This is a genomic window from Tessaracoccus luoxuelianae (assembly GCF_055326245.1).
Genome location: NZ_JBUZNO010000001.1, coordinates 285,702 through 298,528 on the forward strand (window position 1 = coordinate 285,702; position 12,827 = coordinate 298,528).

Annotated in this window: 11 protein-coding genes; 3 read left to right on the forward strand and 8 right to left on the reverse strand. The window is 70.8% G+C overall.

Going from position 1 to position 12,827, the window contains the following annotated elements; genetic code table 11:
- Positions 1-86 precede the first annotated feature (86 nt).
- From gap to rapZ, 4 genes are all read right to left on the reverse strand, one after another.
- Complete coding sequence (gene gap, locus ACZK39_RS01315) at positions 87-1,082, reverse strand: type I glyceraldehyde-3-phosphate dehydrogenase (protein ID WP_182783063.1); 996 nt, start codon at positions 1,080-1,082, stop codon at positions 87-89.
- Between the two features lie 121 nt (positions 1,083-1,203).
- Positions 1,204-2,187: a DNA-binding protein WhiA gene (gene whiA / locus ACZK39_RS01320; RefSeq protein ID WP_182783064.1), complete on the reverse strand. Its 984-nt coding sequence runs from the start codon at positions 2,185-2,187 to the stop codon at positions 1,204-1,206.
- A gap of 33 nt (positions 2,188-2,220) precedes the next feature.
- Positions 2,221-3,168, reverse strand: coding sequence for a gluconeogenesis factor YvcK family protein (locus ACZK39_RS01325; RefSeq protein ID WP_463612277.1), 948 nt, complete (start codon positions 3,166-3,168; stop codon positions 2,221-2,223).
- Entirely contained in the window at positions 3,165-4,028 is an 864-nt protein-coding gene (gene rapZ / locus ACZK39_RS01330) for an RNase adapter RapZ (protein ID WP_182783066.1), read from the reverse strand. Before rapZ ends, ACZK39_RS01325 begins: the two co-directional genes overlap by 4 nt.
- A gap of 72 nt (positions 4,029-4,100) precedes the next feature.
- On the opposite strand from rapZ, the gene ACZK39_RS01335 reads away from it, so the two are divergent.
- Positions 4,101-5,402, forward strand: coding sequence for an SWIM zinc finger family protein (locus tag ACZK39_RS01335; protein ID WP_463612278.1), 1,302 nt, complete (start codon positions 4,101-4,103; stop codon positions 5,400-5,402).
- Entirely contained in the window at positions 5,399-7,906 is a 2,508-nt protein-coding gene (locus tag ACZK39_RS01340) for a thioesterase domain-containing protein (RefSeq protein ID WP_463612279.1), read from the forward strand. Before ACZK39_RS01335 ends, ACZK39_RS01340 begins: the two co-directional genes overlap by 4 nt.
- Here the strand turns inward: ACZK39_RS01340 and ACZK39_RS01345 are convergent.
- The 4 genes from ACZK39_RS01345 to uvrC form a co-directional block, all read right to left on the reverse strand.
- The gene (locus ACZK39_RS01345; protein WP_463612280.1) at positions 7,903-8,526 is read right to left on the reverse strand and encodes a CbiQ family ECF transporter T component; all 624 of its coding nucleotides are present in this window, start codon (positions 8,524-8,526) and stop codon (positions 7,903-7,905) included. The genes ACZK39_RS01340 and ACZK39_RS01345 overlap by 4 nt on opposite strands.
- A complete protein-coding gene (locus ACZK39_RS01350) occupies positions 8,523-9,218 on the reverse strand; it encodes an energy-coupling factor ABC transporter ATP-binding protein (RefSeq protein ID WP_182783070.1) in 696 nt (231 codons plus the stop codon). The genes ACZK39_RS01345 and ACZK39_RS01350 overlap by 4 nt, the downstream gene beginning before the upstream one ends.
- Positions 9,215-9,805, reverse strand: a complete 591-nt coding sequence (locus ACZK39_RS01355) for a biotin transporter BioY (protein WP_182783071.1) — start codon at positions 9,803-9,805, stop codon at positions 9,215-9,217. Before ACZK39_RS01355 ends, ACZK39_RS01350 begins: the two co-directional genes overlap by 4 nt.
- Positions 9,806-9,870: 65 nt before the next feature.
- Positions 9,871-11,790: an excinuclease ABC subunit UvrC gene (gene uvrC / locus ACZK39_RS01360; RefSeq protein WP_463612281.1), complete on the reverse strand. Its 1,920-nt coding sequence runs from the start codon at positions 11,788-11,790 to the stop codon at positions 9,871-9,873.
- 31 nt (positions 11,791-11,821) lie between these two features.
- Between uvrC and ACZK39_RS01365 the strand changes: the two genes are divergently transcribed.
- Positions 11,822-12,211 (forward strand): Rieske (2Fe-2S) protein, encoded by a 390-nt coding sequence (locus ACZK39_RS01365; RefSeq protein WP_182783073.1) that lies wholly within the window; start codon positions 11,822-11,824, stop codon positions 12,209-12,211.
- Positions 12,212-12,827: the final 616 nt, after the last annotated feature.

Consider the following 12,827-nt stretch of genomic DNA (forward strand, 5'->3'; position numbering starts at 1 on the left):
TGGTCGGTGTTGTTCGGTGGGGCGACGACGGCCCTGCGACCCCCGCGGGGATCACAGGGCCGTCGTTCAGACCACTGGGAGTCGGATCAGAGCTTCGAGCCGACCAGGACGGACAGGTCGACGAGGCGGTTGGAGTAGCCCCACTCGTTGTCGTACCAGCCGAGCACCTTGACCTGGTTGCCGATCACCTTGGTGAGCTTGGAGTCGAACACGCAGGACGCGGGATCCGTCTCGATGTCCTTGCTGACGATCTCGTCGTCGGTGTAGACGAGGAACTTGCCGTCTGCGGCCGCCTTGACGATCGCGTTGATCTCCTCGACGGTGGTCTCGCGGGCGGCCTCGAAGGTGAGGTCCGTGGCGGAGCCGGTGGGGGTGGGCACGCGCATGGCGTAGCCGTCCAGCTTGCCCTTGAGCTCGGGGAGCACCAGGGACACGGCCTTGGCGGCACCGGTGGTGGTGGGCACCATGTTGAGGGCGGCGGCGCGCGAACGACGCAGGTCGCTGTGCGGGCCGTCCTGCAGGTTCTGGTCCTGGGTGTAGGCGTGGATGGTGGTCATCAGGCCCTTGACGATGCCGATGCCGTCGTTGAGCGCCTTGGCCATCGGGGCGAGGCAGTTGGTGGTGCACGAAGCGTTCGAGATGATCGTGTGCGCCGCGGCGTCGTACTTGTCGTCGTTGACGCCCATCACGATGGTGATGTCTTCGTTCTTGGCCGGGGCCGAGATGATGACCTTCTTGGCGCCGGCGGTGATGTGGGCCTTGGCCTTGGTGGCGTCGGTGAAGAAGCCGGTGGACTCGATGACGATGTCGACGCCGAGGTCCGCCCAGGGGAGCTGGGCCGGGTCGCGCTCGGCGAAGGCCTTGATCTCCTTGCCGTCGACGGTCAGGGCGTCGTCGTCGTAGCTGATCTCGCCGGGGAAGCGACCGAGGATCGAGTCGTACTTGAGCAGGTGGGCCAGCGTCTTGTTGTCGGTCAGGTCGTTGACTGCGACGACATCAAGATCGGCACCCGACGCGACGAGCGCGCGGAAGAAGTTACGGCCGATACGGCCAAAGCCGTTGATTGCAACCTTAACGGTCATGAGGAAATCGATCCCTTTCAGCTACCTTGCGCGAAAAAGCGCATGTGGACGCCTTCATCCTAACCAGTTGTGGCCTCCAGGGAAGGTGGGGGGTCAGTTTCGCCTGACCTCTACTTCGCGGTCATTCGTCGTCGCGGAGATCGGCGGGCAGGCTGGCCTCCGTGGTGGGGATGCCCATGTCTTCTGCCTGCTTGTCCGCGGTGGCCAGAAGCCGACGGATGCGGCCGGCGACGGCGTCCTTGGTGAGGGGCGGTTCGTGGAGGCCGCCCAGCTCCTCCAGGCTCGCCTGGCGGTGCGCGAGGCGCAGTTCGCCGGCGGTCCTCAGGTGCTCCGGGGCATCGTCGCCGAGGATCTCCAGGGCGCGCTCCACCCGTGCGCTCGCCGCGACAGCCGCGCGGGCCGACCGACGGAGGTTCGCGTCGTCGAAGTTGGCCAGGCGGTTCACGCTCGCTCGGACCTCGCGCCGCTTGCGCCGCTCCTCCCAGGCGAGCCGGGTCTCTCCCGCACCCATGCGGGTGAGCAGTTCTGCGATGGCGTCGCCGTCGCGGATGACGACCCGGTCGATCCCGCGCACCTCGCGCGCCTTCACCGCGACACCGACCCGTCGGGCGGCGCCGACGAGCGCGAGCGCGGCCTCCGAGCCGGGGCAGGTGATCTCCAGCGCCATCGACCGGCCGGGTTCGGTGAGCGAGCCTCGGGCCAGGAAGGCACCGCGCCACATGGCCACGGCATCAGCCACAGACCCGCCCACGACCGAGGGCGGCAGGCCGCGGACGGGGCGGCGGTGCTGGTCGACCAGGCCGCTGAGCCTGGCCAGCTGTTCGCCGTCGCGCACCACGCGCAGCGTGTAGCGGGGGCCGCGCCTGACGCCGGAGCCGTTGATCACGAGCAGATCGCTCTCGACGTTGTAGAGCTCGGTGATGAAGGTGCGCAGACGGCGGGCCGCGGCGCCGGTGTCCAGCTCGGCCTCCACGACGATCCGGCCCCCCACCAGGTGCAGCCCTCCCGCGAACCGCAGCAGGGCGGCAACCTCCGCGCGGCGCACTGACGGGTGAGGCGCGACGACCGTCGCGAGCTCGGACTTCACCTTCTGTGTCAGCGCCATGCTCGCAGTGTGCCACACCCTTCCGAGCACCCGTCAGCCGCCGATGACCTCACTGAACACGGCCGCCAGCCGGTTGGGGTCGTGCGTGGCAGAGCCGTCGCGGGCCATGATGTCCGCCGTGACGAGGCGTCCCCCGAGCGAGTGGACGTAGGCCGCGAGGTGCTCGTCGGTGTCGGCGAAGCGGCCGTCGGCGATCACCACGTCGAGCCTGAGGCCAGGGGCATGCTCCGCCAGAAGCTCGATGTGGCGCGACGGTGAGAACCCGTCGGTCTCTTCGGCGGGAGCGATGTTGAGGACCAGAACCCGCTGCGCGGAAGTCTCGAGCACGGCGCGCGCGAGGTCCGGCACGAGGAGGTGCGGGATCACGCTGGTGAACCATGAGCCGGGCCCGAGCACCACACTGTCCGCCTCGCGGATCGCGGCGATCACCTCCGGGCGCGCGGGGGGACGGTGGGGAATCAGCCTCACCGACTGGACCGTGGCGCGCGTCTTCGCGACGGTGGCCTGCCCGGACAGGGTGCACACCTCGTCGGGGGCCATCGGGTCCAGCCCCACCACGTCGGCCTCGATCTCCAGCGGCACGGAGCTCATCGGCAGCACCCGGCCGCGGGTCCGCAGGAGGTCCCCGACCATGTCCAGGGCGGCGACCGGATCGTCGAGTTGCTGCCAGAGGCCGGCGATGAGGAGGTTGCCGATGGCGTGACCGCCGAGCGGACCCTCTCCATGGAAGCGGGCCTGCAGCACACTGGCCCAGGTCCGGCCCACGTGATCGTCCGAGCAGAGCGCCGCCAGCGCCATCCGGAGGTCACCGGGCGGGAGGCAACCCAGCTCCTGACGCAGACGACCCGACGAGCCGCCGTCGTCGGCGACCGTCACCACCGCCGTCAACCGGTCGGTGACCCGGCGCAGGGCGGTCAGCGACGCGGCCAGCCCATGCCCACCCCCCAGCGCGACCACTCGGGGAAGCCGCTGAAGGGTCATTCCTTGCCCAGGTCCCGGTGGAGAACCGTGGTGGGGAAGCCCTTCTCGCGGAGCCTGACCGCGAACTCCTCGCTCATGGAGGTGGAGCGGTGCTTGCCGCCCGTGCAGCCGATGGCGACGGTGACCTGGCGCTTCCCCTCCGCGAGGTATCCGGGGGCAACCGTCTCCACCAGGTTGAGCATGGCCCCCAGGAAGTGCTGGGCCGCGTCGTGCTTGAGCACGTACTGCGCCACGTCCTTACTGAGGCCGGACTTCGGGCGCAGCTCCGGGATCCAGAAGGGGTTGGGCAGGAAGCGCACGTCGAAGACCATGTCGGCGTCGATCGGCACCCCGTTCTTGAAACCGAAGGAGATCAGCGCGATCTTCAGTTTGTCCGTCGCCTCGTCACCGAAGTGGTTCGACACCCGTTGGGTGAGCTGCCGCGCCGACAGGTACGTGGTGTCCACGACGATGTCGGCCTCCGCGCGGAGGTCGGCGAGCAGCCGCCGCTCCCGGTCGATGCCCTCGATGAGCCGGTCCCCACCCTGCAGCGGGAGGGGACGACGGTTGGACTCCTGCCTGCGCACGATCACGTCGTCGGCGGCCTCGAGGAACACGCTGGTCACCGAGGCCCCTTCGGACTTCAGCCGCTTGATGGCGTCGGGCAACTGCTCGAACTGCTCGCGCGAGCGCACGTCCGCCACCACGGCGATCCGCACCACCCCGTAGCCACGCAGGGTCTGGGCGAGCGTCGGCAGCATCACGGGCGGGAGGTTGTCCACGACATACCAGCCCAGGTCCTCCATGGTGTGAGCTGCGGTGCGACGGCCCGCGCCGGACAGGCCGGTGATGATGGCGATCTCCTGCGTGGCATCGGTCATGGCGTCAGCCTAGTAGCCGGAGCGCCACTGAGCGCCCCCACGCTGGGCGAACCCGGACCCTATGCTCGGTCCATGTCGCTGACCTTTGCCGCATCGTCGACCGCAGGGCCGCACTCGCTCTCCCTGGCCGCCGGCCCCGGGATTGGGCCGGCTGGGAGGGTGGAGAGTCCGCACTTCTTCTCCGGGGCTGTCGTCGACGCCGAACAGTGCGCTCGGGGGATCCTCGCCGTCGCCGACGTGGCGGCCGCCAGCTATTACCGACGGATCGAGTGGAGTTCGTTGGACCCTGTGGTCACGAGCGACGGGGAGCGGCTGCGCTTCGAGTCGTTCTCCAGCTGCGGCGGCGTCTACGCCCGTTTCGACCTGCTGCCAGAGGCCCTGTCCGGAGCGCCCGGCGAGCTGGGGACAACGAACATCGACGTCAACCAGCCCCTCCGACACGCGCTCGCCACGGTGCGCTCGGGCGAGCCGCTTCGGCTCGAGGTGGGCACGGACTCGCTGAAGGCGTCCACGATCACCGGGGAGGTCATCGAGCGCAAGGTGAAGCTGCCGGAGCGATGGATCCGCGGGTTCGGGGAGGCCTCGGTCGCGGCCTCCTCCATGCGGCTGCGCGCGGAGCTGGGGCCGACCGAGGCACTCCGGTTCCTGCGCTCACTCCCCCGCGACGGCCGCCGCCTCTGGATCGTCCCCTCGGGTCGGTCGCTGCGGGTCTCCGCCGTCGCCTCGCCTGGCGCGATCCACCTCGACGGCGTCGCCCGCCTGACCGAACTGCAGCCGCTGCTGCGCTGGGCGACCGCACTGCGGGTCCACGCGCCTGAGTCCCCCGACGCGTCCCCGACAGCGAGCGCATGGGAGCTGGTCCTTCGGTCGGCCCGGCTGACCCTGACCATCTCTCCGGAGGTCCCACGCGGGTTCAGCGGGGAAGGGGCGGTCCTGGCGGACCTGGCCGCCGGCGACCCGGAGGACGCCGACGCCGTGCTGGAGCAACTCGCATGGACCCCCGGTGCAGCCTCCGACACAGTGGCGTTCGCGCTCGGCTGGGACGAGTCGCGGGTGGTCCGGGCGCTCACACTGTTGGGCACGTCGGGGCGCGTCGGCTTCGATACGGCCGAGAGCACCTACTTCCACCGCGAGCTGCCGTACGACTCGGCAGCGGCTGCGCGGCGGAACCCTCGGCTCGTCGGCGCCCAGCGGCTCGTCGCGGCGGGCGCCGTGACGTGGGAGGGTGATCGTGCTGTCGTCGACTCCGACGGCACGCTCTACCGGCTGCGCCGTCACGGCGATGGATGGGCCTGCACCTGCCCGTGGTGGACCCGCTACGAGGGCCATCGCGGCCCCTGCAAGCACGCGCTGGCCGTGGAACTCACCAGATGATCGAGGTGCGGCGGCTTGAGGCGGCCCTGCGCAGCGACGATTCCGCAGCTGTCGCCTCGGCGTTCATGGGCGTCTCCGAGGCGGAGCGCAAGCAGGTCCGCCCGTTCCTTCGCGCTCTGCAGAAGGAACGCTCCGAGTACTGGCGCACCGGACGTCGACCGGCGCGACCGGTGGGGGATTTCGCCCTGGACACCGCGCGGCTCGCCACCACGCCGTCGGCGGAGGGTGCGGCGAGCGTGCTGCGGTGGGGCGACCACCCGGTCCGCACTCAGGTCATCCTGGAGCGGCAGGTGAGCTGGCTGCCGAAGCTTCTCATTCTGCTGACCACCGTCAGCGTGAGCGCCGAGACAGGGCGCGCGGAGGTGCCGTGGCAGGTGGTCGACGCGCTGCTGGACCGCTGCGGCCTCAGCCACCTGGACACGCCGGACTACGCCCTGAACTATCTGCGGAGGCAGGATCCGCGGCTCGACGCCGCCGCGCAGCTCGCCGTGGATCCGGCGCTGCCACACCTGCTGCTACGCGCCCTTGAGTCGGATCGCCTGCACGACGCAGTCGTGGCCGACTGGGTGAATCCCCACGCCAAGGGCCGGGAGCGGCGCTGGGCCGAGATCGCCGCGGCCTGGGCCGCCTGGGGCGCGCTGGACCGCGCCGAGCTGCACCGTCGGGTGGTCGCCGCCCTGATCCGCGGCGGGATGCAGCCGCACCTGCGCGTTCTGGTGTGGATCCTCGAGGAGCTGGCTCCTGACCCCGCTGAGCTGCGCCCCCTGCTGCGCGACTATCTGGCACTCCTGGACAGTCGGCAGGGATTCGTCGCCGCTCGCGCCCTGCGGTCGGTCCGAGCCATGGACGCGGAGGAGCACCTCGTCGCCGCGACACTCACCGACGCGTGTGCCCGACTGCTGTCCCGCGCGGACACCTCGCTGCCCCAGGCGGCGCTCTCCTGGCTGCGGCTCCTCGCGGCACGGGAGCCGGCAGCCGTCTCGGAGGTCGTTCGAGCGGCCACGGTCGGACTGGGCCACCCCAAGCGGGCCGTCCAGGAAAAGGCTCTCGCGCTCATCGAGCACCTGGGCCCCGTCGACGACGCCTCATCCGCGGAGGTGGCGTGGGCCTTGGAGGGCGTGGACGCGACGGTGCGCGGCGCCACGGTGCGCGCGTCCGACCTGCTCCCGGAGCGGCCGCCGCTCCCCGCCTGCCCGCCTCTTGAGCCTGTGACCTCCGGCGATGAGCTGGTGGACCTTGCTCGGCGCATCGCGAGCGTGGAGGGGCGCTTCGGCGACGACGAGCGCCTCCTCAATGGCGTCGCCGCGTTCGGCGCCCGGCTCACCCGGGAGCAGAGGGCGGAGCTCTCGCAGCACCGTCCCGGCTGGGGGCTGACCGATCTCCTCATCGACGGCCTCACCAGACCGGCACCCGGCCTCCTCGGGAGGCTCCTGGGTTCCGTGCCTGGCACGCGACGCAGCGGAATCACGCGCGGCCAGGGCGAGCGGGCCGACGACGTCCTGGCCGCCGTCCGCGCCGGCACGTCCGCGCCGTTGGTGTCGTTCCCCCGGGACGCCTCCGGCCTGGTCGACCCTGACGCCGTGATCGCGGGCCTTGAGCGTGGGCTGTCCGAGCGGCGCCGGGTCCCCGCCACCGACCTGGAGGTCGCCTGGTTACGGCTCCCCCTGAATCACTCCGCCGACCTGGCCCCCCGGATCGCGGCTGTGGGCGGACCCGACGCGGCGTGGTTGTCGGCCCAGCTGGGGTTCCAGCTGGAGCCTCCGGTCCTGGATCTACAGAACGTTCAACGGGAACGCGGCGGCGGTGAGGAAGTCCGCCTGCGGGGTTCCTGGCCCGGGGCGAGGGGGCGCGGCGGAAAGGTGCTGGCCAGTTGGGGGGACCTGCCCGCACTGGACAGGTACGACCTGTCGACGCAGCTGCCCGAGGTGGCGCTCTTCCCCACCCAGCGGGAGTTGCTCGCCGCCTATCTCCTCCGCACCGTCGCCTTCTGGATGGGCGACCAGACGCCACCGCTGGCCCTATTGCCCCACCAGCAGGGGCCGACCGGTCCCGCGACGGCAACGCTGCTCGCCCTGGGCGCGTCGAGCGATCAGATCCCGGCCCGGGCTGGAGCCATCGACGCCACCCTGGGCCTGCTGGCGACGGGGCAGCTCACAGGCGACGCGGCGGGCGCCGCCTGGGCGAGACTCGTCCCCCATCACCAGGTCAAGCTGCCTCGCTGGCACGCACACCTGCGCGACGTGGCGGGCTCCAGCGTCGCCGGAAACCAGTACGTCTGGGACGTGCTCCGGCAGGTGCTCGCGCTCGGGCTCCCCACAGGCCTCGCGAAACGTGCCGGGGCGGCGGATCTGGTGGGCCTGGCCGCGGAGGCTGCGCTGGCCATCGGTGCAGGAGGCGAGGTTCCCGGGCTGGACGAGGTGGCCGAACGCCCGGGTCGAAGCCGGATCGCCACAGAGGCGCGGCGCCTGCGCGACGTCCTCCGTGGCGGCACAGGCGCCGGCTAGGCCGCGTCGTCGGGGAGGCCCCTGGCGTGGAGGGCTTCGCCTGTGCGCTCCGCGTAGGCCACGGCCCCCACCACCACCGGGGTCAGCAGCAGGGCCGGATTGCGGTCCCGGCCGCGGGCGCGGGCGGCGTCGCGCGCGTCGTCGATGGAGCCGATGAGGTACGGCACTGAGCGGATCATCAGGGCGACGGCAAGAGCCACCTGCTGCGGGTCGATCCGCAGCCACCGCACCGGGGCGAGGCCGCGGGCCAGCGCGTCCATCAACACCGGGGTGGAGGTGGTGAGGGTGAGCATCCGCGCAGCCAGGACGGCGACGAGGATGTTGCCGGACTGCACCACCGCCGCTGTCGGATTGAGCGAGATCAGGTGGTAGGCCGCCATCACGGCGAGCAGCATCCAGAGCACCCACCCGATCCGCAGCGCCCGCACGGGCGTGATGCCCGAGGTCCACAGCAGCCCCAGCACCACCGCCAGAGCGGCGGCCGTCACCCACCATGTGCCGGCAGCCAGCGGAGGGATGGTCACCGCGAGAAGAAGCAGGTACTTGGCCCCCGTGCCGAGCCGGAACAACCAGCCCTCCCCTGGCTCGTAGAGCCCCAGTAAGGACGCGTGCGCGTTCACACCACCACCGCCTCGTAGGCCGCGAGCGCCTCGGCGGGGACTCCGTCGGCCACGACGCGGCCCTCGTGCACCACGATCACCCGGTCCGCATCGGCGGCGATGTCGAGGTCGTGGGTGGAGAAGATGATCTGTTGACCCAGCTCGGCGAAGGTCCTGCGCAGCTCCCGCCGGTTGCGGAGGTCGAGGAGGGTGGTGGGTTCGTCGGCGACGAGGATCGACGGCTCGACTGCCAGCACGCTGGTCAGCGCCACCAACTGGCGCTCTCCACCGCTGAGGTCGTAGATGCTCTGGTGCGCCAGGTGCCCCAGCCCACGGGCGTCAAGCATCTCCTGCGCGCGGCGGTTCCGCTCGTCCCGACCCTTGATCCGGCCACGGAGGCTGAGCTCGACGTCCTCGATGGGCGTCGACATCAGCAGTTGGGCGAGCGGGTCGGTGAAGACGAAACCGACCCGCGCACGCACCGCCCTGGCCTCCTTGACGGTGTCCAGGCCGTCGACGGTGACCGTGCCCACCGTCGGACGCCGGAGGCCGTTGAGCAGACGCAGCAGGGTGGACTTCCCCGATCCGTTGGCGCCGACCAGCGCGATGCGCGGCTCGGCGAGGTCGAGGGTGAGGGGATGGAGGAGCACGCGGTCGGCGTCGCCCCGGCGCACGGCCGGGATGACGACGGTGACCCCGCGCAGGCTGATCATCGGCCGAGCAGCCTCGGGAATGCCTTGTGCACGGCGAACGCGATGACGGCGGCAACGATTCCCTTGAGGATGTCGCCGGGCCAGAAGGCCAGGTCGCTCAGCCAGATCTCGCCGATGGGCTTGCCGACCGCGCGCGCGATGCCCGCCACGCCGAGCGGCCAGATGATCAGCACCCGGGCGGCGAAGACACCGAGGAAGAACAGCACGGGCGTCCACCTGCTCAGACCGCGGCGGACCGCCCACTGGGCGACGAGGCCCACCGCGAACGTCGAGAACAGGAAGGCCACGAGGTAGCCGCCGGTGGGGCCGACCAGCACGGCGAGGCCGGCGCGCCCCCCGGAGAAGACCGGCAGCCCCGCGAGGCCGACGAGCAGGTACAGCCCAACCGCGGCGGCGCCGCGCCAGGCCCCGAGGCAGAGCCCGGCAAGCGCCACGCCGAGCGTCTGCAGCGTGATGGGCACGCCCAGGCTGCCGATCGGGATGGGCGGTGTCAGCGCGAGGGCTGCGATCAGCGCCGCGAAGACGGCGACGTAGGCCAGGTCCGCCGGGGCGAAGCTGCGGACGGTGGGGGCCGTGGTGGCGCTCATGAAGGGCTCCTGTGGTGAGGTGTCGCCCCATCCTGCATCAGAGTTTGAACGTTGTTCAAATCGGCTCACGTCTCGGTCACCTCGCCGGTGGTGAGATTGATTGCCTCGCCGCCCGTATCGGCCACCGCCGCCTTGACGGTGAGCGCAAGCCGGGGTCCGAATCCGGGGACGGCGGCGATCTCGTCGACGCTGGCCTGCCGCAGCTTGCGCAGGCTTCCGAAGTACGTGAGGAGCGCCTTGCGGCGCAGCTCGCCCAGGCCCGGAACGTCGTCGAGGACGGATTCGACGACCTGCTTGGCCCGCCGCGACCGGTGGTGGGTGATCGCGAACCGGTGGGCCTCGTCGCGCAGCCTCTGGAGGAGGTAGAGCCCTTCCGACGCCCGCGGCAGGATCACCGGGTACTCCTCCCCCGGTACCCACACCTCCTCAAGCCTCTTGGCCAGCCCGCAGAGCGCGATCTCGCCGTCGAGGCCCGCCGCGGCCAGCGCGGCCGCGGCGGCGTTGACCTGTGGGAGGCCGCCGTCGACCACGATGAGCGCCGGAGGATAGGAGAACTTCGCCGCCTCGCCGGTGGTGGCGTCGACCTTGACCTCCGAGGCGCGGTCGTCGACGAGGCGGCGGAGCCTCCGCTGAATGACCTCGCTGATGGCCGCCACGTCGTTGGAGCCCTCGAAACTCTTGATGATGAACCGCCGGTACTGGCTCGTGCGGGGAAGCCCGTCCTCGAACACCACCATCGAGCCCACCACCTCCTCGCCCATGGTGTGGGAGATGTCGTAACACTCGATGCGGAGGGGCGGCTCGGACAGGCCGAGGGCGTCGGCGATCTCGTCGAGAGCCATATTGCGGGTCGTGAGGTCCGAGGCGCGCCGGAGTTTGGCCTGGGCGAGCGCCATCTCCGCGTTCCTCACCGCCGTGTCCAGCAGCGCCCGCCTGTCGCCGCGGAGAGGGACCTTGATGCTGACGCGCGCCCCGCGCCGCGCGCTCAGGTGCTCGACAAGGGTGTCCTCGGCCTCAACCGAGGTGAGGATGTGCGGCGGGATCTCCAGGTCGTCGGTGTAGACCTGCTCGAGGAAGACCTCCAGCAGCTCGGTGAGCTCCCTGTCGTCGGCTCGGTCCGCGATCCAGCCGCGCTCCCCCAGGATGCGCCCGTCGACGACGTGGAAGACCTGCACCGCCACCTGCTGCCCGTCGTCGGCGAACCCGACGATGTCCGCACGGGTGCCGTCGGCCAGCACCACCGAGTTCTTCTCCTGCACCCGCTTGAGCGCCCCCAGCGAATCCCGCAGGACGGCCGCCCGCTCGAAGTTGAGCTCGGCGGACGCCGCGTACATGTCGCGCTCGATCCGGCCGATGATGCCACCGGTGTTTCCGCCCATGAAGGAACAGAAGTCCTCCGCCACGGCCCTGTGCTCCTCTGCGGAGACCCGCCCCACGCAGGGCGCCGAGCACTTGCCGATGTCTCCCAGCAGGCACGGCCTGCCCGAGGAACGGGCGCGGTTGAACACGCCCTGGGTGCAGGAGCGCATGGGGAAGACGCGCAGGAGAAGGTCCACCGTCTCCCGGATGGCCCAGGCCTGGCCGAAGGGCCCGAAGTAGCGGGTGCCGCGCTTCTTGGCACCGCGGCCCACGAAGACGCGCGGGTACTCGTCGCTCATGGTGACCGCGAGCCACGGGTAGGACTTGTCGTCGCGGTACTTGACGTTGAACCGCGGGTCGAACTGCTGGATCCAGGTGTACTCGAGCTGGAGCGCCTCAAGCTCGTTGGCCACCACGGTCCACTCGACCTTGGCGGCGGTGCGGACCATGGTCTGAGTGCGGAAGTGCAGCGCCGACGGGTCAGCGAAGTACGAGTTGAGGCGTTGGCGCAGGTTCTTGGCCTTGCCAACGTAGATGACATTGCCGAACGCGTCGAAGAATCGGTAGACCCCGGGACCTGTGGGAATGCTGCCCTGTGGGGGGCGATAGCTCGCGGGATCGGCCATGCGCGCAAGTGTAGGTGCGTAGGCTGAGGCCATGACCACGCGGAGAGAGCTGATCGCCGGCGGCGCCGCCATCGCCGCTGCCCTCCTGGCCGGATGTGCGGCGGATGAGACGTCGTCCAGCTCGGCCCCCGCCGACGAGGTGACGGTGGCCAAGGATTCGGTGCCCATCGGGGGCGGCCTCGTGCTCGACGGCGGGTTCGTCGTCACCCAGCCCGAGGAGGGCTCGTACTTCGCCTTCTCGTCGCGCTGCACGCATCAGGGCTGCACGGTCTCCGACGTGCGCGACGACGGCATCTTCTGCAAGTGCCACGGCTCGCTGTTCGCGCTCCTCGACGGCACTCCGCTTCAGGGCCCGGCCACGGACCCGCTGGTGCGCGCCACCCTCACCGAATCGGGCACCGACCTGATCGTCACCGCCTGACCCGACGCGGCGGACCGGGAATACCCCCGCGCTGTCGGGGTTGGGACGCCCTGCGAGCCGATCGACGGGGTCCGACAGCCTAAATGTCACTTCTGGTGTCGACTACGCCGCCACCTCCGACGTTTAGCCGGAGGGAGTTGGAGTCACGAGCGCTGACCGTCACTTCTGGTGTCGACAACGGCACCAGAAGTGACAGCCAGGCGACGGCGACAGCTGCGGGAAAAATGGGGGACGACGCGAGGGGCGGGAAACGGCAGCGTTGGCGCCTGCGGTAAGTCTGGCCGCCCGCGCAACAGCGCCGGCGGCTGAACCCAGGGCAGGCGTCTGGTGGGCGCCTGCGCTGTAGCGCAGGCACCGAGACACGAGCCAGGCGACCAAACGCAAGACAGGCGACCAACTGGCGCCTGCGGTAAGTCTGGCCGCCAGCGCTACAGCGCCGGCGGCCAGATATAGGACAGGCGTCTGGTGGGCGCCTGCGCTGTAGCGCAGGCGCCGAGACATAAGCCAGGCGACTAAACGCAAGACATAAGCCAGGCGACGAGACGGGGACAGCAGGACGGCGGGTGGTGGGGGCCGGGGCAGGTTGGGTGGGCGTTGATGACGGCGCGGCAGCGCG